Consider the following 26,096-nt stretch of genomic DNA (forward strand, 5'->3'; position numbering starts at 1 on the left):
GGCTCTTCCGCCGCTTAATAAGATATCGCCTGATCCGTTTTGCCCTGAAGCTCCGCCATCCTCATCAGAACGATGGCCGCCTGCGCCCTCGTCACTGCGTCCTTGGGACGGAATTCACCCCCGATATCCTGCAGCAGGCCCAGCTTCATGACGAGAAAAACGTCGGCTTTGTTTGTGACGCTGCCTTCATCTGTGACGGCAAGCTTGCCCAGCGGCTTATCCAGCAAGGACGACAGCTTCTCGTACCTCAGCTCGTTCACAAGCGCCGATGCCAGCTTCTCCCGTGTCAAAGGCTCATCCACGCCGAGTTTTCGGTCCGGGTCCGGCTGCAACCGGTTGATATCCGTCAACAAACTGACGGCCCTGTAGTGCGGGCTCCCCGGCTGGACATCCGCATAAAGCGCCTCACCCTTCCGGTAGCTCTCACCGTAATACGGATCCGGTCTGATTCCGCGGGTGAACATCGTCAGCCAGTCCCCGTAAGTAAGAACGGCATCCGGGTTCAGATTACCGTCCGCATCGGGAACGAGAACTTGGAGACGAACGAGCTCCGCCAACTCTTTCTGCGCCCAGTGCCCCGAAATATCCTTCCCCTCGGCCGGCTTGGCGGCAGCCGGGATCGGCCTCAAATCACGCAGCTTGCCGGACGCGGCATCGAGCACCTGCCAGGCCGACTCTACCTCAGAACCTTGCCGGTAGACAAGCAGCAGTTTTCTTTCCTTATCGCCGCCGCCCGTATAAAACGCTCCGTTCATCGTATAGGACAAGCTCACCCGGCCGTCAGGCTGGAGCCCCTTCACCGCCTCTTCCTTCGTTACGGCAGCAGGCTTTACCGCTTTCAAAGCCTCCTCAATCGCTTCCTGCTCATATGGAAGCTGGAGGGTATAGAGACTTCCGTCTCCGTTCAAATTAACGATAATCTGCTGATCCTGGACGGGAATCCCCTTATAGACCCGGTGAAACTGGTACGTAAACGGTTCGTTTTTCTTAGAGGAGACGTTGTCCTTTACCGCACTGTTCTTCTTCACCAATTTCCAATTTTCAGAAGCCTGGGGAACGAGTTCGTCGAACAATTGGAGTGCTCTCGCATCCGCGGCTTCTGTCGTAATGCTTCGCGGCTTCACTTGGGGATTTTGGCTCCAGGGCGGATAAATCCCGTTCTCGCTCAGTTCCAGGATTTGACCCGTCCGGGTGTCGACAATCGCATGGTAATCGTGTCCGTTCTCGTCTTTCCAGTTCAGACTCCAGACGAGCTGCCCCGGCGTACGCCAGCCTTCCTGCTCGGACTTCTGGACAAGGCTGCTTCCTTCCGGAACGTAACCCGTCGCTTTTACGAGCTCCACGGCTTGCTCCGCACTTAACGGTTCTCCCGTATGCGCTTTGAAAGAAGTTCCTGTTCTCGGGACATCCGCATAGGCCGAAGTAGCATACGCGGCATACAGCCCTTCAAAGACATATTCTCCGGTTTGAGCGTCGACAGGGGTATAAAATAACGGGTTCCGCACATAACCGAGTATCCATTCTGCTGGGCCCGATCCGTTCTGAAGCTTCACATATTGCAAGTCGACCGCAAAATCTTTCTTATATTTGGCGGCGGCTTCCCGCTCGCTTATTTTGGGAGTCGGGGAAGGATACGAGCTTTTGTGGAAACTGGCGTGCAGCCCCGTAACCCGGCCGTCCCCCCTCACTTGAACGTTGATGCCTTCGAAATCGACAAACAGCCCGTTCACTTTACGTCTGAATGAAAAATCGTACAGAACCGGACCGAAAAGCGCGCTTTGCGAACCGTAGGAAAGAAAGGGCTCCAGCGTATCGTTTTGCAAGGAGGGAATCGCTTTTTTCACGAGCTCCAGCGCAATTTGAGCAGCTTTCTCCTGATTAACTGCCGGCGGATAAAAGCTTTCTTCCTCTTTAAGCCAGACGCCGGGAAATGAAGTCGACCAAACATCTCCTGTCCGGGCATCCACCACACTGTTAAAGGAAGAAGTGGAATTCCCCTTCGTCACGGCCCAGGATATGGTCCATACAAGCCTCGGAACAGGGGGATAGCGATCCGTCGACTCACCCAGACTCGCCGACGATACTTCCGCTTTTGTCAGGTCGGGAAATAATTCCCTCAGCCTGCCGATCGCCTGTTCCTTTGTAATCTTTGCCTCTTTCTCCGGCATGACGCTATCCGAGGATTCGGCCGGCTGGACCGGACCGCTTCCGGACACGATTTTCGCGTTCTCCTGAAACCTATGCACTGGAGCGGATTCACTCGCCGCATATGTATTTCCGGGCAGCAGAAGACCGGCTCCAAGAGAGCCGGCCACCGTAAGCATCCCCGCTTTGCGCAAGCGGGACCCGCGTTTGTTCTTCATCAAACATCCCTCTTCCCGTCTGTTAGAGTTTTCCATATTATTTAACGCTTGGGAGAAGGAATAGTTTCGTTATAAGAGAGAAACCGCCTTATTTTCGTCTACCAGGTTTTCGTGCCGATGCTCCAATTCTTTGCTGAATTTTTCGGAGATCTGCTTTTTGTTCCCGTATACGTACAGAACATCGCCCGCTTCAATACGGGTATCGGAGTTCTCGCTTCGTCTCCGGATTCTTAACTGTCCGCGTTGGACAAAGAGCAGGTTAATGTCTTCATCGGCCGTACACAGTTCGTCGATATAACAATGCCTGAACTCGGAATTTTCGATAACGGGGATATCAATGATCCAGTCTTCTTCGTCATTATACAGCAGTTCGCTTACCGGCAGTTCCTCCACGCCGTCGTTTTCCTCCAGAGGCGCATGAAGTTTTTGGCTCAGCCGTTTTTGCATCGGTTTTAATTTTAAGACAACCAGCAGAAAAGCCAGAATGCCCGTTATAGCCAGCAGCTCCGGTAGTCTGAACCGCTTCTCGAGCAGGTTGGACACCAGCGTAATGATGACGGCAAGAGAAAACACGCCGAATAAAATCAAAAAAATACCGATTCGCCTGCGAACCGGATGCCGGATAATAAGCTCGGATTCCTGTGTGGTGAAGCCCGTGCCTGTCAACAGGGAAGTGACTTGAAAACGGGCAATTTCGTTGTCAAGCCCGGTGAGCATCATCAATACCGCCGAAATTTCGATAACGAGCAGGACGATCCCCAAATAGATGACGATTAACAGTAGCTCCATGATACGCCTCCCAGCCTCTACACCTTTTCAATAACCGTTCCTGCGGGTATGTGAAACTAACAGCATTTACCTTTCATCGGGCATTTTTTACAATTTCCAAGGCACTTACATAGCCCGTCCCGCCGGGAATTTCCCGGCCGATTGACTCGGCCGCACCTGCAATGCGATAATGAGTTCGTCATCTCGAACCATCTGAAGGGAGTTACTGCATGTGACGTTCGGAGCCAGAATGTTAAAGACGGGCATGGCCGTCACTCTAGCTTTGTACTTAAGTATGCTTTTGCATACGACCGCCCCGGTAATTGCCGCGGTTGCCGCGATTTTCGCCCTGCAGCCGTCCATTTACCGCTCCTGGCGTTATTTTCTCGATCAGCTGCAAACCAACACGCTGGGAGCCGCGCTCGCCCTCGTGGCCGGTACGTTTTTTCCCAAGCACCCGATCGCGATCGGAATCGTTTGTATTCTGGCCATCATGATCTGTCTTAAAATGAAAATGGAAGCGAACATCGGCCTCACCCTCGTAACGGTTATCGCCGTGATGGATGCTTCCGGCGGCCACTGGTGGTTCGCCGTTAACCGGTTCCTGCTCACCTCGCTCGGAGTCGGGTCCGCCTTCGTCATTAACGTGCTTTTTTTTCCGCCTAATTGGCAGAAACGGTTTATGGAAGAAGTTCACGGGGTCTTCAGTCAGATATCGCCTCTTCAGAGGACGGTCATCTCCAATGAAATGAAGGAATCCGTTTTTCAGGAAACGAAAGACGGTGTCGTGGGCGCGCTGTTCCGCCTGGAGGAGAAATACAAGCTCTTCGAAGAAGAGCAGAAAAAACTCAAACGGCTGAAATACAGCCAGTCCAAGCGCCTTGTCGTCTACAAGCAGATGCTTCACACCCTGCGCAAGGGCGTGGATATTTTACAGCTGGTCGAAGAGCATTATTTCCAAGCTTCGCGCACTCCAAACATGAACGCGTTCGTCGACGAGCATTTGGAAGCCCTTACTCAATACCACGAGTATGTCCTTATGAAATTCGAGAAGAAATACAAGAACGAGTCCTACGAGAAGCTCGAAGCGATGGATCTCAAAAACGACGCTTTCCTGAGACTCATTACGGACGCCTCCAGCAGTACCGGGGACCTGCACCGGCTCGTTGTGGTCGCCTCGGGAATCTATGACTACGGTCATCAGATCGTGCGGCTGGACAAATTGGTCGAGCAATTTTTCAAAGGCGCGGAAGAAAACGAAAAACAGACGGGACTTAAGTTTTTTTAATGTCCCGCCTGTTTTTTCTTTTTTTATAATCCGGTCGGACCCGGAACATACTAAATCCCATCACGGCCTCTCTGCGGAGGTCTTTTTAAAGGAGATGGTCCCAATGACCGACAATCACGATCCCAATTTCGCAGTGGGTGCCCCGAGTTCCTCCCTTGATTCCGAGGAAGCTTCTTCCGCGCAAGGAACGGAATTGACCAGAGAGCAGTTCCTCCAGTCTTACGAAGCCGGAACCATCGATGACGACCATGGCTTGGGCGAGGAAGCGGAACCCGGCTACCGGCCCGAATCCGCGCCGGACAGAGCCTGAACCTTCCGCTTAAGACGAGCGTACGGCGGCTTAGCCCGGCAAGGCACGGACGCTCCGAACGCCGGGACCGGCTATGCAAAAACCCCCGCAGTTTCAAGGCCGTAAGGCTTTCCTGCGGGGGTTTTGTATGTGCTTTTCCCGGTGCTCCGGCTCGTACGCGCTTGCGCTTGAAGCGATTACTCGACGGCGTGAAGACCGCTCAAACGCGAGACGGTGAGCAGCAGTTCGTCGCGCAGCGGAACGATGAATTCCACCGCGCCCATCGTAAAGATGCCGCTTCGGTTATGAAGCCTTACGCCGCTGACGCTGAGCTTGTAATGCGGAAGACCGGCTGACATCGAAGTCAGCTCGCTCCCGCCCCCGCTTCGGGAAGACAGCGTCAGCGTGCGTCCTTTGGCCTCGAACGGCACGATGCTGAGAATCGCCTGCAAAGGGATATAGTAATTGACGTGGGGTTTCTGGACGATGAGTTCTTTCGTCGTGACCGTAAGTCCCAGGCCACTTTTTTTATGGGAATATTTCAATTCGCCGTCTGTCATCTGGATGGAAATAAAATCGGGATTCATTCCGTCTGGCGCCCCCTTCAAAAAGGATGTACGTCCACCTTAGCATACCGGTTATGGACTGACAACCTTAGGGACTGTTATTCCGGAAGGGAGTAGCTCGGAAAATACGCTACGATGCGAGCATCAGCACCTGAAAATCCATCTCGATGCTTTGAGCCGACATCAGCCCGCCCAGCAATAATTTGGCCTCCGTCAAGCGGGCGAGATCGCCGCGCAGAATCAGATGAGACCGGTGTCTCTTCCCGGGCGTTTTCCAGGCCAGCAGAGGAGCCAGCATATGTTGTTTCAAGGTTCGGATCACCGTATGTAATTGTTCCTGTTCCGCCACTTTGACGATCAGAAATGTATGGTCCATCACGATCTCCTCCGGTCGTTAAAAAGAATGTGCGTTTCCGGCGAAACATGGGCGCATTTGCGCCGGGAGCCGGGGGTTGAAGTCCACAGCATAAAGCCATCCGCGAGCAGCAGCGGACGGCAGCCTTTCCATCATAGGGTGTTTGGTTCAAGGAGTCAAGTCGGATGGCTTACTTCCCTGCTCTTCCGCCGGACGGCCCTGGAGGCATCCCGGCTTAACGACTGTTATCGTACCCGTGTAATCCCGATTGAAACAGTTTCTATGTATTTTTTTATTCTACCACATCAATTGGAGTTTTTCTTCATTATTCTTCAAGGAGTTCCAGTTTCGTTTACCCGTCTCTATCCGATATGAATCTTTACTCCCCCACATAACGGAACAGCTTCCAGAAGACGATCACATTGACGACCAGCAGAAGCGGAATTCCGTATTTAAACGTGAAATGTCTGGTTTTGTGCTTGTAAGCGTACATACCTGCCCATATACCGGGGGCCCCTCCGATAAGAGCCGTCAGGAACAGCCGCTTCTCCGGTACGCGCCACTCCCCGCTGCGCGCTTTGCGTTTGTCTGACCCCATCCAGACGTATGCGACAAGATTAACGACAAGAAGATAAAGGACAAGAATCTTGATGAAAAACACCTCTTCTTTTAGTATAAAGTCTTCTTCTCTATTAGTTTACAATTATTTGGGTAAAAAGCGAAGACCGGAGCGAGAAGCTCCGGTCTTTCTATTCTTCATACATCATTTTGCGGGTCATGCCTCCGTCAATGACAAGATTCTCTCCGGTAACGAAGTCGTTCGCGGGATCCGTCAAATAAAAGCAAGCCCTGACGACATCGTCGGGTGTGCCGACGCGGCCCGAAGGGTGCTGCTTATGATCGGACGGCTTCAGCGCGCCGTAGTCCCCGGTCTCGATCCAGCCGGGGCTGATGCAGTTCACGCGGATGCCGTCCGGTCCCAGCGATATCGCGAGCGCATGCGTCAGCGCCGCGATCCCTCCCTTCGAAGCGGCGTACGCTTCCGAGGACGGCTCCGACATCAGCGCCCGCGTGGATGCGATGTTCACGATGCTGCCGCCTCCGGTTTCACGCATCCGCTTCGCCGCTTCCCGCGCACATAGGAACGTGCCGCGCAGATTCGTGTGGAGGACGCGGTCCCACTCCTCCACCGTCAAATCGTACGGCGACTTCCATTCGGAGACGCCGGCGTTGTTGATCAGGCAGCCGAGCGGGCCGTACGTCCCGGCTGCCTGTTCGATGAGGCGAACGATGTCGCCGGGCCGGCTCATATCCGCCGGAACGAACAGCGCTTCCCCGCCTCCTTCGCGGATCGTTCGCGCATTGTCTTCTCCGCGGGCCTCGTCCGTATCCGCCAGGACGACGGCCGCTCCTCGCTCGGCATAGCGGCGCGCGATTACGCGGCCGATGCCGGAGGCCGCTCCCGTCACAATAACGGCTTTGCCAGCAGGCTCTATTTTCATAAAGGAACCCCTCCCGGAATCGATTTATTTTTGAGACTGTTCGCTTTCGCTCCTTACCCGCTTCTTGTATAATCAGGAGAAAATTCTCATGTAAAGGGGGGATCGGGATGCAGATTACCCATCATTATCTCGAATTGTGCCGAGCGTACGACGCGGTGCCGCAAGGGCTTCCCGTCTCCCTCACCCTGGAGGAGCTGGCCGAACGGCTCCACTGCACGGTGCGCAACGTCAAACTCGTGATCCGCAAAATGTCCGAAGCCGGCTGGATCACCTGGGTGCCCGGCCGCGGCCGTGGGAACAAATCCGAGCTCCACTTCCATTATACCCTGGAAGAAATGCTGATGAAGCAAACGGCCGAATTTGCCGAGAAAGAACAGTATCAGCACGCTTTCGAATGGATACACCAGTATGCGGATACGCCTTTAATGAAAGAACAGCTTCTCCAGCATGTCTCCCGCTATTTCGGATACAAGGCGAAAGACACGGAACAGGACGCCGACGTGCTGAGACTGCCCATTAACAAAACTTACCGGACGTTCGACCCGGCCGCCCTGCTCTTTGCCAATGATGTCCATTTAAGCCGGCAGTTATTCGATACCATCGTCCGGTACGACAGAGCCGCAGGCGACTTCGTGCCGAGTCTCGCCCATCACTGGGAATCCGATGAAACGTGCACGATCTGGACGTTCTACCTGCGCAAAGGCGTGCTCTTTCACCACGGCCGGGAACTGGAAGCGGCCGATGCCGCATACTCCATCCGCAGGCTGCTGAGTCCCGAGGTGTTCTCGCCCCAGCGCTGGATGCTTGAAGACGTCCGGCATATCCGCGTTCTGAGCCGGATGGCCATCCAGTTCGTGCTGGACAAACCGCACGTGCTATTCCCGCACTGTCTGACCTCGCCGGCTGCGGCGGTTCTGCCCCGGGAACTTTGCGAAGCGGACCCCGCGGTCTACTTCGCCTGCCCCGTCGGTACCGGTCCTTTCCGGCTGGAGATCCGGCCCGGCTACGGGTATCTGCTGCACGCCAACGAACGCTACTACCTGGGACGCCCGTTCCTGGATGTCGTCGAGCACATTCTGCTCCGCGATTCACCGGAACTGGTTGTGATGACGGACGCCTGCAATATGGTTCAGCGCGCCCCTTATACGCCCGGCTCCAAGCCCCAGCACGACTGGCAGGCGGTAGAATGCATTTCCTCGGGATGTGCGCTTCTTTCGTTCAACCGCCGCAAGGAAGGCCCCTTGCAGGACGCCGGTCTCCGCCGGTACGTGCGTTCCGTGATTCAAGCTTGCGCGATGGTCGAAGAATTGGGAGAGAGCCGCGCCATTGCGGCCGCGAGCTTTTTGCCCGATAAAAGCCTGCAGTTAGGCTCTAACCCATACCTGGAGGAGAAGGAGAAAGAAACCGCCGCCGGTGTTCCGTACGCCTCCGCCTACGCCGGAACCGAACTGACCCTCCACTGCAAAGATTCATACAAAACGTACGAAGACATCGACTGGATCGTAAACCGCTGCCTCAAAGCCGGACTCCGCATCAAGGTGATGCTCCATGAGCGGGATGAATTCCTCACCCCCGATGTCATGGATGAGGCCGATCTCGTTCTGTATGAAGTCGTATTGGACGAAAGCGAGACGCTCTCTTTGCTGGAGTTGTTCATGCAGGAGGAAGGATCGATCCGGCGCATGTTCGACGACCCGCTGCGCGCGGAGCTGAGCCGGCGAGTGGCCGAACTGCTGGCCGAGCCCGATCCCCGCAAGCGGCTGGACCTTTTCGATAAGCTGGAATCCCTTCTCACGGAAGACAGCGCGATCCATTTTCTCTATCACCGGAGAATGCAGACCACTTACCACAAAAGCGTACGCGGGCTAAGACTGAACGCCTTCGGCCATATCGATTACCGTCACATCTGGTTCGAGCCTCAAGATCCGCTTGCCGGACATACAGCTTCGGCGGACACAAGCCCCATGTTCAGGACGATTCACTAAAAAAAGCGCCCCCAAGAGGCGCTTTTTCTATAGGTGCCGATATCTGTGCCTGGTCGTATTCTCAGGCATTGGGCCGCCACACCGGCTCTTCGATCAGCCAGGAATCTTCGGTCGCCCGTCCGTCGCCGGTAATGGGAATCACTTCCCCCAAGTAAGTCGGCTGCGGTTTGAAGAACCGGATCAAAGCGCAATCTTTGCTTCTCGCCGCCATTTCCCGGGCCTTGAATTTCGCCATATTAATCTTTTTCCATTTAATACATCGTCATTATAACCTTCAATTTATCGATATAAATAGAAACAAAGTATCCTGTCACACGATTACTAAAAAAGTTTTAATTTGATATTTTTAGTTTTTTTATAATACAATGTAATCATTTCTTTTCAAAGAATAAACCTCTAGATATCGAGGGTTTTTGTTATTTATCGTAAATACATTAGGTTGCCGATTTCCTTTTTCCCTTCACCACTAAAGTCACGGTCAACTAGTGAAATATGCTCACTACTCTGTTGAAATGACAAACTGGAAGTAAGCAATAACTCATCTATACGATCTCTGAATTCGACTTCCTTGTTGTAACCTCGATTCAAGATGATTTGAAATGTAGGTACTATTGCTGTGACAACAAACAAAAGCAATAAAACAAAAAGTGCAATTAATTCAGCTTTAAGGTAAGGGGAAATTAATTTACTATGCGATGCTAGGTATCTCAGCACAATGGCAGAGACAAATAGGATTGGGCTAAAGATACGAACACTGAGCTTTTTCTTTGGCAATTCTCTATTCATCATTGTTGTAAGTTGCGTAAGACGATGGCGACTAAGTTGGGGATCATTTTGAAGTAACAGTTGATATTTGAATAACAGCCTTTCAAGCTTTGATTTATTTATTAGTTGTATTACTGATCCATCAACTTTTCTTAATTTTCGTAGAAATAGCCACAATATCATAGCAATCAGTAAAACGTAACCAATAAATACAGGAATGCTATCACTCATATATGCCCATGCTGCGCATATGATCGCTAAAACAGCTAAAATAGACAAATTGAAGAGAAACATAAATGAAAAATACTTCTTGGCATACTTTTTAGTGGAAAACCCTCTTTTGTATTCCTTAACGATTTCGTAGTAAGTGTTCATGTACTCCTCCCTAATGAGGTATTATAATTATTTTACGATGTTTTACGTTAAAGGTTTCATTATTTACCAATTAAGTGCGGCGAAGCACTACAACAAATAGTTGTGTGTGATCAAGCCCAGTTTTTCAACCGAAATAATAAGACACGCTAAACTACAATTAAAGAAAATTATGTATAGAGGCGAATAAAGAAGAATAAGGAAGAAAACAGAATTATGATATAGACTAAACCACGTATATTGCAAATTAAGTTTCATTAAAAATTGTTCATTTACAGAGTATGGTTCTGTTAATAGATGTATATTTCCCCACCTGTATACGGTACATGGACTCATACGTATTAAAACCGGCATGATCCATAAAAATGCACTCTTCCGCAATCCCCCGCTCGAGCAGGAAATTTTTCATCGCCCCAACTTCGTTATAGCCGAGTGTTCCATGATCGCCGGACACGAGGATTTTGTCCGCCTTTCCGCTCTCATACAGCTCCGCGGCCGTGATCATCCGGTCCTTTAACATATCCGAAAGCCGCCCGTCCGGGTGGACTTTTGCTCCAAGCACGATAATCGCTTCGGCAGAAGGCGCCTGTTCCGCGCTTATTTTACGGGCCGCCCCTTCTTTTCTCACTTCGTAATCCGAGGCAAACAACCAAATCCCGCCTGCAATCGCAGCAGCTCCAAGACCGTATGCCAGCCCCCTCCAGCGCAGTTTCATCCCCAGCTCTCCCCGTACCATAATCCTGCCTAAATTCCGATCCGACTCTATAGAAATGAAGAGGATACCGAGGGTATCAACCCTTATTTTTCCTTTTTTCGCTATACAATAAAAAGAGGAGGAACACAAACGATTTCCCAAGCCTTATTTCATAGAAAAAGTCCCGGCTCGTGCAGTATCTTGCCTGCAGGAGCCTGGACTTTTTCTTCGGCCAGCCTGCCTGAATTCCCAAGCGGGCGGCTTCCGTTTTAATCGGAAAGACTGTTCTGGACAATCCGCTCCCACTCGTCTTCGGTTAGAATCCCCTTCTCGACGACAAGCTGACGAAGCGGCTTCCGCGTTTTCAGCGACTCCTTCGCAATCTCGGCCGCTTTGTCGTAGCCGATAACCGGATTCAGCATCGTTACCAGGGACAAGCTGCGGTCCATCCAATAGCGGCACTGCTCCTCATCGGCTTCGATTCCTTTCACACAGCGTTCGCAGAACGCTTCCGCCGCGGTGCTCAAAATGTGCGCCGATTGCAAAACATTGTGGGCGATGACCGGCATCATTACGTTGATTTCAAGCTGGCTGCCTATCATCGCCGTCTGGACGGCCGTGTCGTTGCCGATCACCTGGCAGCAGACCATATACAGCATCTCCGGCAGGACCGGGTTAACCTTGCCCGGCATAATGGAAGAGCCGGGCTGCACGGCAGGCAGCCGGATTTCGGCAAGGCCCGTCTGCGGACCGGAATTAAGCAGGCGGATATCGCTGGACAGCTTGATCAGATGCACAGCCAAATCCCGGAGAAGCCCGCTTACGCGCAGAGCCGCAGACGGATTCTGCATAAAGGAGAACCGGCTCGGAGCCTGCCGGTAAGGCGTGCCCGTACGGCGGCCGATCTCCGCCACCATTCTGGCGGCATACTCGGGATGGGTGTTCACTCCCGTGCCTACGGCATTGCCGCCGATGCCCAGCTCCAGGAGGCCGTCCGCGGCCTGCTCCAGCTGTTTTCGCATCCCGCCGATCGTGGCCGCGTAGCCTTCGAACTCCTGCCCCAGGCGGAGCGGAACCGCGTCCTGCAAATGGGTGCGGCCCGATTTTACGACCGAATGGAACTCCTTCGACTTGTTTACAAGCTCGCCGATCAGCTTATCCAGCGCGGGCAGGAGCTTCCGCTCCACGGATTCGTGCACGGAAATGCAAATGGCCGTCGGAATCGTATCGTTGGTCGACTGGCTTTTGTTCACATGATCGTTCGGATGGATCGTGTCCTTGCGGTCGCGTTCCAGTCCCAGTTTCTCAAGCGCAACATTGGCGATCACCTCGTTGGCGTTCATGTTCTGCGACGTTCCCGCCCCGGCTTGAAAAGCGTCGACGACAAACTGGCTGTCCCAGCGCCCTTCGATCACTTCGTCCGCCGCCGCCAGGATGGCATCCGCGATATCGCCGTCCAGTTCGCCCAGTTCTTTATGTACGGCAGCGGCCGACGCTTTAATGATGCCCTGGGCTTTGATAAACTCCCTCGGCAGCCGGTATCCGCTGATCGGGAAATTTATCACCGCGCGCTGAGTCTGGGCTCCGTAATAGACATCGGCCGGGAGCTGAACCTGACCCAGAGAATCGCCGGCGGTGCGCCGCTTCGTATTTTTCTCCATAGATGGTTGTTGTTCTGTCATGATCTCACCCTTCCTTCCGTTCAATCTTGTTCGGTCTCTCGTGACAAGAGCGTGTGGACAGTTCCGGTAAATCACGCGCTTATTTACTCTTAGTTCTGCCGGGTGCCTTACCTATTTGCGGTAACAGCCTCCTTTCATAGATACCCGTTTTAGCTGACGCTGATACCCGCAATATGGAAAGGATCGGCCGCTGTCGATAAACTTCCCTAATCACTCTCGGGATGAAAAGGCGTTTTCCACGGGCTGTCTCCCTGCCGCAAACCCGCCAAAACACTGAAAGAGAAGCCGCAGGAGGCCCGGTGTGCGATCGGCTTTGGGAAGGAGTATAATAAATGAAGGATACCGGTTAGCGAAAAGCTTTAGAGGCTCGGCCTGCTTTCATTTGCCCGGCAATCACTCCATGCGCCGTTTTTCAGAAAGGGCGATTTTGCGCCGTTTTTAATGGCAAGCTTTTTTCGTAACAAAAAGGAGGAGATCTTCATGACTACGACAACTTCCGGCAGCGTTTCCGAACGCTGGCTGAATTACGTGAACGGCCAATGGATCGAAGCGGACAGCGGTAAGACGATTTCGGTCGTTAACCCTTCCACTCTGAAGGAGATCGCGACCGTACCGGATTCGGGAGAAGCCGAAACGAAGGCCGCTATCGAAGCGGCCCATGCCGCTTTTCAATCCTGGAGCACTTTATCCGCTTACGAGCGTTCCGATATGCTGATGCGCTGGTATCACCTGCTGATGCGGCATCAAGAAGACCTGGCCAGAACGATGACAGCAGAGCAAGGCAAGCCGCTGTCCGAAGCCAAAGGCGAGATCGCGTATGCGGCCAGCTTCATCTCCTGGTATGCCGAGGAAGCCAAGCGGCTTTACGGAGACATCATTCCGGCGACCAGCTCGGGCAAGCGGATGTTTGTCCTGCGTCAGCCCGTCGGTGTCGTGGCCGCGATCACGCCTTGGAATTTCCCCGCCGCCATGATTACGCGCAAGGTAGGCCCTGCTCTCGCGGCAGGCTGCACCTGCATCGTCAAGCCCGCGGAGCAGACGCCGTTAACGGCGCTGTACATGGCCAAGCTGGCCGAAGAAGCCGGCATACCCGCCGGGGTACTCAACATCGTGACCGGAGAAGCCTCCGTGATCGGCGATACGCTGTTTGCGGACTCCCGGGTAGCGAAAGTGACCTTCACCGGATCGACCGAGGTCGGCAAGCACATCATGCGCGCTTCCGCCGATACGATGAAGAAAATATCGCTGGAGCTGGGCGGACACGCCCCGGTGATCGTGCTGGACGATGCCGACGTGGAATTGGCCGCCGAGCAGACCTTGCTGTCGAAGTTTCGCAATGCCGGACAAACCTGCGTATGCGCCAACCGGATTTACGTCCAGAAGGGCATCCGCGCGGCGTTCGAGAACCTGCTGGCGGACAAAATCCGGGCCCTGAAGGTCGGCGACGGTATGGACCCGGACTCCGCAATCGGGCCCGTCATTGACCAAGACGGCCTGAACAAGATTCAGAAGCACGTATCGGACGCCGTGGAACGCGGGGCAACCGTCATTACGGGCGGCAGCCGGAAGGAAGTGCCTGAGCATGCCGGCCACTTTTTCGAGCCGACTCTGCTTACGGGTGTGGACAGCTCCATGCTGATCATGAAGGAAGAAACGTTTGGCCCCGTCGCGCCGATCGTCGAATTTACCGATTCGGACGATGCCGTCCGGCAGGCGAACGATTCTCCTTACGGGCTCGCATCCTACGTGTTCACTTCCAACATCAATCACGCCATCCGCCTCGCCGAACGGCTCCAGTACGGCATCGTCGGCGTAAACGACGGCCTGCCTTCTTCCGCCCAAGCCCCGTTCGGAGGCATGAAAGAAAGCGGCCTCGGCCGGGAGGGCGGCAAGTACGGGATCGAGGAGTACGTGGAGATCAAGTACATCTCGCTAGGCTTGTATTGAGCCAAAGACGGCCGGAAGTCATCCGGATAACGAAAAACGGCACCTGCGAAGAAATTTCTCCGCAGGTGCCGTTTTTTTGGAATCCGCTTATAGTTCGTAACAATCGAGAAAAAAGCTGCCTGTTTTGAAACGGTTAAATGAGCGGCCGTATAAAGCCAAAGCTTTTTCGGTACGGATCAACCGTAAAATATGGCACCTCCGGTTCCTTTCTGCCCATCGGACCGGAAGGAGGTATGGCCTGCGGCTGCGGACCGAGAACAACTCGCAAGATATCGCTCGCTTCAGACAAATTTCCCGCGGCATCTCTCGCTTTTACGCTCAGCTCAATCGGTTTCCCGTAAGTGGCGCCTGTAACCGTATAAGCATTTGTAACGCTGGTACCGATAAGGCGGGCATCCTCATATATTTCGTACCCGGCGACGCCGACATTATCGGCGGAAGCGGTCCAGGTGATACGAAATGCCGAATCGGCCGTGACTGACCCCGCAACCTCCGCAGGTTTGGACGGCGGTGTCATATCAGGCAGAGTCACGATCTGCAAGGGAGCGCTTATTCCCGACACATTTCCGGAGTGATCCTTGGCTTGTATGGTAAAGCTGTGACTGCTTCCCGGTACAAGACCTTCAATAAAATAGGAACCGGGTGTATCAAACGAAGATGCCGGCATAGCCAGGTAACTGATCATTTTTCCGTCATCGTAGATGTAATATCCCGCAACTCCATAATTGTCCGGTGCGGGCGGCCAGAATAAATGAACCGTGGTCTCTGTCGTTTCCTGAATCGTCATTAACCCTGTAGGGGTTGAAGGCGCTATAGTATCCAGAGGAATCGTCACGGTCAAAGGAGTCGGTTCGGACATAGCCCCGCCAAAGTAATGCGCCGCCACACGGATGGTATAGCTGCTGCCGGGGAGCATGTATTCCTCTAGATATACCGTGGTCCGTGTGAGTGTAGTCGTCTGGAGCAGCTTTTGTCCGTAGAAGATTGAATATACGGGATTTCCCCCGCTGTCCGTAGAAGCGTCCCAACGCAGACTAATTCTCGTAGGTGTCAATCCGGTCTTTACAACGTTTTTCGGCGCGGCCGGAGGTTCCCTATCATCCAGTGTTTTAACGACTATGCTCGGGCTCGGCAAGGAAACATTTCCCGCGGCGTCCCTTGCTCTTACCGTAACGGTGTAAGTTAGACCGTATGCCAAAGGCCCGATTGTAAACTTGTTGGTCGTACTCACACCGAGCAAAACACTGCCCGAATAAATCTCATAAGCCGTAACACCTGCATTGTCCTCTGCTTCCGTCCAGGTAATCCCGATCGTCGTCCCTGTTTTGTCCGTTTCGGCAAGCTGGCCGGGAGGGCTGGGAGGCTCTGTGTCCGGAAGCGTGGCAGCCGTCAATGACTCACTCGGCACAGAGACGTTGCCGGCAAGGTCTTTCGCTATGACGGTAAACGTATACGTTTCCCCGTAGGTTAAGCCGGTAACGGTATAATTCGGACTGACCGACGAACCTACGCGCACGGATGACCGGAACACGTCATATCCCGCAATACCCGTGTTGTCGTTTGACGATTTCCATGCAAGGCCGATTGAGGTGCCGGAACGATCCGTCATTCTTAATTCGGCAGGCGCAGACGGAGGTTCTATATCCCGCTCTGCGGTACGGAAAGAAATCGAAAGCTCCTCATTCCCGATTCCGGAACTGCTTTTGACTGCCTTGGCGGGAACGTGAACGGTATAGCTTTTTCCGGGCTCCCACTCTGTTTTGGGCGTTAAAAGAAGCTGGTTGTTCTGAATGGCCGGGTTAATCTCAACGTTTTCATTCTCACTCGTTGTAATGGCGATAGTCCCGAAGGCATCCCCAGGCTGAATATCTTCATTCCAGTTGAGCTGCACCGTTTCATTCGGTTTGACTCCGGCCGCCTGATCTGCCGGTGACGAGCTGACAAGGATTAGACTCGTTTTATCCCCGTACGCCACGGGTATGTTTTGCAGCGCTATCTTATCTCCATTGCCATCATAAAGAGCTCCGTCAGGGATAATAAGAGAGTGGCTTAAGTTTGCATCCAATTGAATTTCGGGCACGACGTACAATTGATGTCCGTATACGGTGTACGTAACCGGAACGAGACTCGATCCGTTAGAGAGGACGATTTCATCAAACGCTTCGCCGGGATCGAGCGGAGCATCGAAATTCACCATAATACCCTTTCTGGTATCGTCCAAACCTTCGAAAAGACCGGATACAACTTCCGTTACGGCCGCAGACGATACCTCCCGCACCGGGCTCTCGGAATCCTCGGTAAGCGCAAGCAAGGAGTTTGCCGTCATCCTGGATTTTCCGGCGGAGCTCTCAAATACCGGGATGTTAAAGACCAGCTTCTCTTTATCCAGCAAGTAGTTCGGTTTTTTATTGAGCTGGCTGCCTTTTACAAACGCGTCCGCAATGTTGGAAGCATACTGTTTGCCCACATTACCCGTTTTGTTCAGCACATCGAGATTGTATCTCGTTTTATACAGCGTATCCTGCCCGTCCTTCGTATATTTTTTCAACAATTTGGCTCCGCCTTCAATGGCGTCTTTCTCGGTAAACCATCCTTCGTCGTAGGCGCGCTGGGCTCCTTTGGACAACGCGTTTCCGTCATAAGCTCCTATGCCGAAGAAGTTATACACCGTCTTTCCTTTAAAAGCGTAGCCGGACACCAGGGAAGAAGGCGGATTGGAGTAAGCTTTACCTTCCACGAACGCTTTCGAAAGCAGAATGTACGCGTTGACGTCACTGGCTTTAGCCGCATTGTAGAACAAAGAAGCATATCTGTCCGTGTCTTTTGCAAAATAGGTCCCTTTCATCATGCTCTTGAGAGAATCCAATTTCTGCGAGCTCTCGTCGAATGTGGCGTCCAGGAACATGTACAGGCCGTTATCATCGTAGAAGAGTCCGTCCGAAGTCCCGTATCCGACTCGATTATCATTCAGAAAGTGAAGCGGGTTCGCAAAAAAATCAACCCCTGATCTTTTGGACAAGAAAAAGTTCCCGTCTCTCAGCTCATATTGGTCCCGATCCGCGATAATGCTTTGATTCGTTTCCTTGAACTCCGGCAAGTCTGTTTTCGGGGTCGGATTATTGTGGTTGTATTCCTTGCTTACCAGATAATCAAGCGACATGCCGGCCGGGTAAAAATTAAAGGACCAGTTCGGATGCGCTTTTTTCAGTTGATCGATATACGGTTGGTAGTTCGCCGGCATCGAACCCGATATTTCGCCCGCAGCAGGTCCGCTCGTGTCTTCGTTCCAGCTGGGTACGCCTCCCCAACTCGGGTCCTCACTCCGGTCAATGACCGCATATCCTTGTACGTTTACAAATTGTTTGACTCCCTTCTCGATCGTAACTCCCGGTTTACGGAAGCCTACAGCGTCCGCGAAGCGGTTAAAGGAGCTTTTATGAATGATGAGACATCCTTCTGAAATCGGATGCGTATCGAAGCCCATGTGGATGTTGATTCCTCCCCCATCATTGGACTCCTTTCGGGAAGCTCCCCTAAAAACAGGGAAATTGCTCCGCTCATCCATTAACAAAGCCGCATAGCCTTTATCTTTGTCCGGATGGTGGATGCCGCTGTGAAACGGATATACACCGGGTTGCGTAGTCGCCATCGCCTGACCGGAGCTATTCCTTCCATCGGGATCATCGCTAAGCGTACTGGCATCGGTAAACACATCCACGATCTTTTTCTTTTTGATCACGACAGCCATGGCCCGATAGCGGCCATTCTGATGATATCCTTTAATTTTGTGGTCTTCCACATCGTCGGTGGCCCCCTCGAAGAAGAACACCAACGGATTGCCGGTAAGCTTTTCCACATAAGTACTGCGGATTTTAGGGTTGCTTGCGTACAGGTTAATTTTCGTTCTTAATACCTGTTTTTGTTTGGATGAAAGTTTCGACGAATTCGCCGATATAAAGGCTTCGATATCATCGGGATCGACAACGAATCCCGCTTCCGGATCAAGGGTCCCGGCTTCCCCTGTCTCGGCATCTTTGGAAGACGCGGTAACTGAATTGCTGGAAGGAGAACGGTTGCCGGCCTCGTCTACCGCCTGAACCTGATACATATACTCCAAACCCGTTTGCGGAAGGGAAATGACCGCTTCCGTTTTAGGGGCCTCCACTTTCATTACCGACACGTCGTCGGCGCCGTTCCCAGATTTCAAAATCAAGTAGTATTCCACTCCGACGTTGTCCGTGGAAGGACTCCATTTTAAACCGATCCGATCACCGGTATTGGAGGTAAGGACCAGATTTTTCGGTGCCGTGGGCGGAGAAGCTTCTCTTACGATTACCTCGTTGCTCGAATCGGACAAGCTTCCATCCCCCTCGACTGCGCGCAAGTAAAACGAATACGTTTTATCCGTTTGACTCAACGTGTAATCGAAGGAAGACTGGGCAGCGGGAATGTTGGCCGTTACGTACTCCTCCCCATCCACCGTACGGTAAAGCTTGTAGGACGCGACCGGTGAATCGGGGGCGTAAGACCAGCTTAATTTGATCTGCTGGCCGTTTCGCGATTTAAGCGTGAGCAGCGGCGATTCGGTAAACGTTTTACGCGTAGTGACTTTAACGGTCGGATTGCTTGGAACGGAGTAGTTCCCCTTCGTATCTTTCGCTTTTACGAAAAATTCGTAAGAGGTTCCCCTCGCAAGACCGGTTAAGGTAATCGCGGTATCCACGGTAGTTCCGGCCAACACGCCGGAAGTTCCTTCTCCCGTGCGGTAAACTTCGTACTGCGCGATGCCTTCCTTAGCCTTCGAGCCGGTCCATTTCAACTGGACGGTCGTTTCTTTAACCGATACTGCCACGACATTCGCCGGAGTGCCCACTCCGACCAGGACACTCACTTCGTTACTGTCTTTGGAATAAGTCCCGTCCTTGTAAAGAGCCTTGACCTTAAACTTGTACGCGCGTCCCTGCACAAGCTCGATCGTCGTTTTTGCTTCCTCCTCCAGCCCGTTTACTAGGAAGTCTCCGTCGTCATACGATTTATAGATGACATATTTGCTTACTTTTGGAGCTAAAGCCGGCGGCATCGTCCACGAAAGGGTTACCAGGGACCCGTTGGCGGAAGCTTGCAAGGCGGGACCGTCGACCACCGTTTTACCCTGCATATTAACAGTAACGAGCTCGCTGGGAGCAGATACGTTTCCTTTGCTGTCGCGGGCTTGAATATAAAACGTATACGTTGCCGTACGATTCAATCCCGTGATTTTCACCGTGTTGCCGGATGTCGTGCCGCTAAGGACCTGATTGGCTCCGTTCCCGGTCCGGTAAATTTCATACGCCGCTATTCCGCTTTGCGCTCTGGAGGACGTCCACTCAAGATCGACCGTCGTTTCGGTTACTCCGGTCACTTTCAACCCGCTCGGAGGCGAAACGCCCTTCCATACGGCAACCGTATTGCTGCCGGGAGACGCATTTCCCGCCGCATCGACCGCTTTTACCATAAATTGATAGGAGCGTCCTTCGACGATCGGAAAAGATGCGCTTGTTCCCGTATAAGTACCGTCAGGAGTAAAAGCTCCGTTATCATACGCTTTGTACAAAACATACCCGGTGACTCCCACATTGTCCGCCGACGCCGTCCATGTCAGCGTAAGCTGGTTCCCGCTGGTCGAAGCGGCTAATCCGGAAGGAGCGCTGGGCGCTTTCAAATCCTTCATCGTCACGGATACGGGTACGCTTGCTGCGGAAAACACTCCCGAAGCATCCTTGGCCTTCACATAAAAGCTGTAGGCAGCCCCGCTGTTCAAACTATCGATCGCGACGCTCGTCCCGCTTGTCGAAGCCGTTAACTGATTCGTCGCACCGTTGCCCGTGCGGTAAACGGCATAGGAACTGACTCTCGAACCGCTTGGAGAAGCTGTCCAGGATAAGGTTAAACCCGATTCTCCGAGATTGCTGACAACAAGCCCGGTCGGAGGAGCCAACGGCTCCGCGAAAGCCTCCACCGTCACTTCATTGCTCGGCGGTGATTCGTTGCCTGCCTTATCTACGGCCGTCACCTTAAATTTATACATTCTTCCTTCCACCAGCGCAAAAGAGCCCGTGCCGGTCGTTTCGTAATTCCCGTTAACGCCGTAGTCTACCGAGTCGTACGCCTTATAAACTCTGTAGTAGTCTACCGCCGTATTATCCGTGGATGCCATCCACGTTAACGTTACGTTTAATCCGTTCAATACGGCTTTGAGATTGCCGGGGGCCGTAGGAGGCTGCATGTCGGTCGAAACCTTCACGGAGCCGCTCGCCGGCGACTTGTTGCCTTTGGCGTCCTTGGCGACGACGTAGAAGCTGTAGCTCGCCCCGTTGTTCAGGCCCGTCACGGTGACCGAGGTACCCGTCGCCGTCGCGCTCAGCTCGTTCACCGCTCCGTTGCCGGTCCGGTACACTTCGTAGCCGGTGACGCCCACATTGTCCGTCGATGCCGACCAGGCCAGACTGACCGTCGTTTCGGTCGTTCCGGTAATCCGCACGTTCGTCGGAGCGCTCGGCGCTGTCGTATCCACAAGCACGGAGACTTCACCGCTTGCCGGCGATTCGTTGCCGGCGGCGTCCAGCGCCGTCACTTTGAATTTGTACGAACGGCCTTCCACGATCCCGAAGGCAGCGGATGTCGTTTCGTACTGATTGTGTACCTCATACCCGCCGCCGTCGTACGCTTTGTACAACCGATACCGCGCCACGCCCACATTATCCGTCGACGCCGTCCAGGTCAGCGTAAGATTCAAGCCGCTGAGCGAAGCTTTCAAATTGCCCGGAGCGCTCGGCGCCTGCGTATCCAGCGATACGTTCACGGAGCCGCTCGCCGGCGACTTGTTGCCTTTGGCGTCCTTGGCGACGACGTAAAAGCTGTAGCTCGCCCCGTTGTTCAGGCCCGTCACGGTGACCGAGGTACCCGTCGCCGTCGCGCTCAGCTCGTTCACCGCTCCGTTGCCGGTCCGGTACACTTCGTAGCCGGTGACGCTCACATTGTCCGTCGATGCCGACCAGGCCAGACTGACCGTCGTTTCGGTCGTGCCGGTAATCCGCACGTTCGTCGGAGCGCTCGGGGCTGTCGTATCCACAAGCACGGAGACTTCGCCGCTTGCCGGCGATTCGTTGCCGGCGGCGTCCAGCGCCGTCACTTTGAATTTGTACGAACGGCCTTCCACAATCCCGAAGGCAGCGGATGTCGTTTCGTACTGATTGTGAACCTCATACCCGCCGCCGTCGTACGCTTTGTACAACCGATACCGCGCCACGCCCACATTGTCCGTCGACGCCGTCCAGGTCAGCGTCAGATTCAAGCCGCTGAGCGAAGCTTTCAAATTGCCCGGAGCGCTCGGCGCCTGCGTATCCAGCGATACGTTCACGGAGCCGCTCGCCGGCGACTTGTTGCCTTTGGCGTCCTTGGCGACGACGTAGAAGCTGTAGCTCGCCCCGTTGTTCAGGCCCGTCACGGTGACCGAGGTACCCGTCGCCGTCGCGCTCAGCTCGTTCACCGCTCCGTTGCCGGTCCGGTACACCTCGTAGCCGGTGACGCCCACATTGTCCGTCGATGCCGACCAGGCCAGACTGACCGTCGTTTCGGTCGTGCCGGTAATCCGCACGTTCGTCGGAGCGCTCGGGGCTGTCGTATCCACAAGCACGGAGACTTCGCCGCTTGCCGGCGATTCGTTACCGGCGGCGTCCAGCGCCGTCACTTTGAATTTGTACGAACGGCCTTCCACGATCCCGAAGGCAGCGGATGTCGTTTCGTACTGATTGTGTACCTCGTACCCGCCGCCGTCGTACGCTTTGTACAACCGATAACGCACTACGCCCACATTGTCCGTCGACGCCGTCCAAGTCAGCGTCAGATTCAAGCCGCTGAGCGAAGCTTTCAGATTGCCCGGAGCGGTAGGACCGCTTAAATCCTGCATAGTCACTTTAACCGCCGGGCTTGCGGCGGATACAAGGCCCTTTGCATCTCTAGCTTTTACATAAAAGCTGTAAGTTGCTCCCGAATTCAAACTGTCGACAGTCGCGCTCGTTGACGACACGGTTGCGCTTAACTGATCGACGGCACCGTTGCCGGTACGATAAATGTCATAGGCGACAACTCCTACATTATCTGTCGAAGCCGACCACGACAAACTGACCTTAGTGTCCGTAAAACTGACGACCTTAAGATTGGCCGGAATCGAAGGAGGCGTCACATCCGCCTGTACGGCTATCTCGTTGCTGGCAGACGATTCGTTGCCCGCCGCATCCACAGCTGTTACCTTAAATTTGTAAGAGCGGCCTTCCACGATAACAAAGGAGCCCGTTCCTGTGGACGTATACGTGTTATGAATGCCATAGCCGCCGCCGTCATACGCCTTATACAGATTGTATTTCTGGACACCGACATTATCCGTCGAGCCTGTCCAGGTTAACGACAAATCCGTGCCGGATAAGCTTGCTCTTAAGTTGGCCGGCGCGGTGGGAGCCTGGGTATCCGGGACCGTTAAGGTCACCGATAAACTGCTGCTCGCACCGGAAACGTTTCCTTTGGAATCTTTGGCTTTTACATAAAAAGTATACGCAGCGCCGCTGTTCAGTCCGCTTACCGTCATAGAAGTTCCCGAGGTCGTGCCGCTTGAAGCGTTTGTCGCGCCGTTTCCGGTTCGGAAAACTTCATAGGAACTGACGCCCACATTATCGCTGGAAGCGTTCCACGATAAGCTGACGGAAGTCGCCGTCTTACTCGATAAAGTCAAACCCGAAGGAGCCGTAGGAGGTGTGTAATCGACAAAAACGTTTACCTCGTTACTGTAAGCGGATACATTTCCCGCCGCATCGCTGGCTGCGACTTTGAATTTGTAGGTCCGGCCTTCCACGATTGAGAAAGAGCCCGTCGTTGTAGAGGTATACGTTCCGCTGGCCGAGTATGACCCGCCATCGTATGCCTTATACAAGGTATAGCTGGTAACGCCCACATTATCTGAAGAAGGCGACCAAGATAATGTTAAGTTCGTGCCTGATATGGAAGAGGTGAGTCCGGAAGGAGCGGATGGAGGAGAAACGTCCGCTGTTTTTACGGAAACGGAATTGCTTGCCCCTGAAAGTACGCCTTTGCTGTCTTTCGCTTTCACGTAAAACGAATAACTCGCGCCGGAATTCAGGCCGGTTACCGTGTAGCTGGTCGAGGTTGTGCTTCCGCTTAACGCATCGACGGCACCGTTGCCGTTGCGGTAAATGTTATACCCGCCGGTAGCTCCGGTAGCTGCCGTCCAAGACAACGACACGCTTGTTGAACCCGGGCTCCCGACGACTTTCAGACCCGTCGGAGCCGAAGGCGCAGCCAGCGCCTGCAGGGGAACAAAAATAAAAATTCCCGCCAATAGGCTGCACAGCATCATTAAATGTTTTAAAAAATACTTCATAAAGCCACCCGCCTAAGCATGAGTTCATTTGAGGTCCGTTTCCGGTTCTTCTTTTACTTACCTAGAATTTTTTCCGAGACAACAGGCTAATTGTAACGAGAGCCTATCCTCCTCCTTTTCCACCTTTTGAACTCTTAAATTGTTACTATAGACCCATATCTTAGTAAAGTAACCTCCTTAATTCAGATCTTACACCGAAAATAATGAATATCAATAATAAAAAACATTCAAACTATCATATTAAGAAAATTTAATTTATATGTCATATTTTGTCGAAAAAAACCGTGCTAGTTAGAGTCCTCTCCTTTCAATCTTTAAACAAACGGCAAATAACCTTAGCACGGTCTCAGACCAAACTAAGGCTGGCTCGCATACCTCCCGCGGGATCGTAACTGCTGCAGCTTTCTTAACAGAACAACTATGAATTCTGGAAAGGCGCCCGGCGCCTTTAAAATCATTGCCGATCAGAGCATGTTGTCCGGCGCCCCTAAAGCCAACCGCCTAAACGGCGGATCTTCCCTCTTCCCGTGTCCGCCGACTGAGAGCCTTCCGGCCTTTCCTCGAAATAACGGATCACCTGATCCTTCAGGATAGCAAAATCTTTCTCCTTGCAGGAAAGCCGCACAGGGTCTATCTCGCCAGCAACGATAATATGGATTACAGGACCGTTTCCTTCCGTAATTTCGTAAGTGATCAGCCTGCTACGCTCGTAAAATTTCGTCCCGGTTTTAAGCCCTTCCGTACCCAAATAAAACATTTTGACCCATTCCAGATAGAAGATGAATCCGCATAAGGCGGCGAACCACAAGCCATCTTGCCCCATCAAAAGAGCAAGGATAAACATGCTGGCAGCAAAAACCCAAAAATCGAGGGGATACATGTGCCCCTTCGCCACCAAAACGCCTACCTTCCTAAAAGCCTGCCGGGCTTGATAAGTCTTCCACGCCACGAAGCCCAACAAAAGCAGACCAGCCACCGTGCCGGTAACCATTATGATGATCACATCCCTGATTAGATGATTCCATAATACCTTTATTTGGTATATTTGTTAAGCCCTAATTATACGGCCGGCAACTAAAAAAAAGACCGCTTTCGCGGTCCGGTCTGCTCCTCAGGATGTAGCGGGTTCTTTAATCAGGCCCCGGGAAGAATCGAGCCAGCTTATCAGGTCTTCCATCACTTCTTCGCGGTTCGCTTCGTTCAAAATCTCGTGACGTTTGTTCTCATACAGCTTGCAGTCCACCTGCTCCAGCCCCAGTTTACGATACAAGGCAGCAAGACGTCTCACGCCCTTGCCCTGCCCGCCGACGGGATCTTTATCACCGGCCAGAAGCAGGACCGGTAGGTGCTTCGGAATGCTCCGCATATGACGTTTCAGATGAATATCGGACAGATGGATAAAAAAGTCTTTAAAAAATCCCGTTGTGCAGATGTACCCGCAAAGCGGATCTTTCACGAATTTATCGACCTCCGCCTCGTCCGTGCTGAGCCAGTCGAATTCCGTCCGGTTCGGACGGAAAGGCCGGTTAAAGCTGCCGAGCGCCGTGTGGCTCAGGAACCTGCTGCGCGCGCGGTCACCGCTGTGGGACACGAGCATTTTCGCCAGCAAAATGCCCGCTTTCAAAATCGCGCCCTTCGGTCCGTTCGTCCCGAGAAGAGCCACGCCTTCATAAAGCTGCGGAGCCCGGTACATGACTTTCTGGGAAAGGAACGATCCCATGCTGTGCCCGATAAGATACAGAGGCAGCCCGTCCTGTTCCTCGAGTATCCGTCTGCCCAGATCGATCATATCGTCCGTCATCCCCGCGAACCCGTCCGGCCCCGGGTATCCCAAGTCGTTCTTGTGGGCGGCCGTTCTTCCGTGCCCCCTATGGTCGTTGGCGTAGACGATATAACCGCGGGCCGTAAGCTTTTCCGCAAACCGCTTGTAGCGCAGCGCGTGCTCCGCCATGCCGTGCGCGATCTGTACGACGCCTCGAAGGGGAGTGCCCCGTTCCGGCTCCCATCGGTAAACAAAGACAGGCATCTCCGTCTCTTCGTTTAAATGAAAATGTGTTTCCTTCATCCGATCACCCTTGTTTTTCGGT

17 protein-coding genes are annotated in these 26,096 nt (G+C 53.2%); 4 read left to right on the plus strand and 13 right to left on the minus strand.

Going from position 1 to position 26,096, the window contains the following annotated elements; translation table 11 throughout:
- Positions 1–14: 14 nt before the first annotated feature.
- Both ACI48J_RS15800 and ACI48J_RS15805 read right to left on the minus strand, forming a co-directional pair.
- Complete coding sequence (locus ACI48J_RS15800) at positions 15–2,363, minus strand: YcdB/YcdC domain-containing protein (protein ID WP_405079181.1); 2,349 nt, start codon at positions 2,361–2,363, stop codon at positions 15–17.
- 69 nt (positions 2,364–2,432) lie between these two features.
- The gene (locus tag ACI48J_RS15805; RefSeq protein ID WP_405079183.1) at positions 2,433–3,152 is read right to left on the minus strand and encodes a potassium transporter TrkA; all 720 of its coding nucleotides are present in this window, start codon (positions 3,150–3,152) and stop codon (positions 2,433–2,435) included.
- A gap of 211 nt (positions 3,153–3,363) precedes the next feature.
- Between ACI48J_RS15805 and ACI48J_RS15810 the strand changes: the two genes are divergently transcribed.
- On the plus strand, positions 3,364–4,419 hold the full coding sequence (locus ACI48J_RS15810) for an aromatic acid exporter family protein (protein WP_326052908.1): 1,056 nt from the start codon (positions 3,364–3,366) through the stop codon (positions 4,417–4,419).
- Positions 4,420–4,522: 103 nt separating this feature from the next.
- Complete coding sequence (locus ACI48J_RS15815; RefSeq protein WP_405079185.1) at positions 4,523–4,729, plus strand: hypothetical protein; 207 nt, start codon at positions 4,523–4,525, stop codon at positions 4,727–4,729.
- 176 nt (positions 4,730–4,905) lie between these two features.
- Here the strand turns inward: ACI48J_RS15815 and ACI48J_RS15820 are convergent, their stop codons facing one another.
- The 4 genes from ACI48J_RS15820 to ACI48J_RS15835 all read right to left on the minus strand — a co-directional run bounded on the left by ACI48J_RS15820 (position 4,906) and on the right by ACI48J_RS15835 (position 7,131).
- Complete coding sequence (locus ACI48J_RS15820; RefSeq protein ID WP_405079186.1) at positions 4,906–5,295, minus strand: hypothetical protein; 390 nt, start codon at positions 5,293–5,295, stop codon at positions 4,906–4,908.
- Between the two features lie 109 nt (positions 5,296–5,404).
- Positions 5,405–5,650, minus strand: coding sequence for a hypothetical protein (locus ACI48J_RS15825; RefSeq protein ID WP_009672463.1), 246 nt, complete (start codon positions 5,648–5,650; stop codon positions 5,405–5,407).
- Positions 5,651–6,008: 358 nt separating this feature from the next.
- On the minus strand, positions 6,009–6,290 hold the full coding sequence (locus ACI48J_RS15830; RefSeq protein WP_326052905.1) for a DUF1294 domain-containing protein: 282 nt from the start codon (positions 6,288–6,290) through the stop codon (positions 6,009–6,011).
- Between the two features lie 88 nt (positions 6,291–6,378).
- The gene (locus ACI48J_RS15835; RefSeq protein WP_326052904.1) at positions 6,379–7,131 is read right to left on the minus strand and encodes a glucose 1-dehydrogenase; all 753 of its coding nucleotides are present in this window, start codon (positions 7,129–7,131) and stop codon (positions 6,379–6,381) included.
- A gap of 107 nt (positions 7,132–7,238) precedes the next feature.
- Here ACI48J_RS15835 and ACI48J_RS15840 point away from each other — a divergent pair, with 107 nt between their 5' ends.
- Positions 7,239–9,116 (plus strand): ABC transporter substrate-binding protein, encoded by a 1,878-nt coding sequence (locus ACI48J_RS15840; protein WP_405079187.1) that lies wholly within the window; start codon positions 7,239–7,241, stop codon positions 9,114–9,116.
- Between the two features lie 61 nt (positions 9,117–9,177).
- On the opposite strand, the gene ACI48J_RS15845 is transcribed toward ACI48J_RS15840, so the two are convergent.
- The 4 genes from ACI48J_RS15845 to ACI48J_RS15860 all read right to left on the minus strand — a co-directional run bounded on the left by ACI48J_RS15845 (position 9,178) and on the right by ACI48J_RS15860 (position 12,629).
- Positions 9,178–9,351 (minus strand): hypothetical protein, encoded by a 174-nt coding sequence (locus tag ACI48J_RS15845; RefSeq protein WP_405079188.1) that lies wholly within the window; start codon positions 9,349–9,351, stop codon positions 9,178–9,180.
- 185 nt (positions 9,352–9,536) lie between these two features.
- Positions 9,537–10,256, minus strand: coding sequence for a hypothetical protein (locus ACI48J_RS15850; RefSeq protein ID WP_405079189.1), 720 nt, complete (start codon positions 10,254–10,256; stop codon positions 9,537–9,539).
- A 265-nt stretch (positions 10,257–10,521) separates the two neighbouring features.
- Positions 10,522–10,968 carry a vancomycin high temperature exclusion protein gene (locus ACI48J_RS15855; protein WP_405079190.1) on the minus strand — a complete coding sequence of 149 codons (447 nt, stop codon included), beginning with the start codon at positions 10,966–10,968 and terminating at the stop codon, positions 10,522–10,524.
- 248 nt (positions 10,969–11,216) lie between these two features.
- Positions 11,217–12,629 (minus strand): class II fumarate hydratase, encoded by a 1,413-nt coding sequence (locus ACI48J_RS15860; protein ID WP_405079192.1) that lies wholly within the window; start codon positions 12,627–12,629, stop codon positions 11,217–11,219.
- 480 nt (positions 12,630–13,109) lie between these two features.
- Here ACI48J_RS15860 and ACI48J_RS15865 point away from each other — a divergent pair, with 480 nt between their 5' ends.
- Complete coding sequence (locus tag ACI48J_RS15865) at positions 13,110–14,576, plus strand: NAD-dependent succinate-semialdehyde dehydrogenase (protein ID WP_405079194.1); 1,467 nt, start codon at positions 13,110–13,112, stop codon at positions 14,574–14,576.
- 133 nt (positions 14,577–14,709) lie between these two features.
- Here the strand turns inward: ACI48J_RS15865 and ACI48J_RS15870 are convergent, their stop codons facing one another.
- The 3 genes from ACI48J_RS15870 to ACI48J_RS15880 all read right to left on the minus strand — a co-directional run bounded on the left by ACI48J_RS15870 (position 14,710) and on the right by ACI48J_RS15880 (position 26,074).
- Positions 14,710–24,009, minus strand: coding sequence for a fibronectin type III domain-containing protein (locus ACI48J_RS15870; protein WP_405079196.1), 9,300 nt, complete (start codon positions 24,007–24,009; stop codon positions 14,710–14,712).
- 487 nt (positions 24,010–24,496) lie between these two features.
- On the minus strand, positions 24,497–25,000 hold the full coding sequence (locus ACI48J_RS15875; protein ID WP_405079197.1) for a hypothetical protein: 504 nt from the start codon (positions 24,998–25,000) through the stop codon (positions 24,497–24,499).
- A gap of 120 nt (positions 25,001–25,120) precedes the next feature.
- Positions 25,121–26,074, minus strand: a complete 954-nt coding sequence (locus tag ACI48J_RS15880) for an alpha/beta fold hydrolase (protein ID WP_405079198.1) — start codon at positions 26,072–26,074, stop codon at positions 25,121–25,123.
- Positions 26,075–26,096: the final 22 nt, after the last annotated feature.

This window comes from Paenibacillus chitinolyticus (assembly GCF_045038035.1).
Taxonomy (GTDB): domain Bacteria; phylum Bacillota; class Bacilli; order Paenibacillales; family NBRC-103111; genus Paenibacillus_F; species Paenibacillus_F chitinolyticus_A.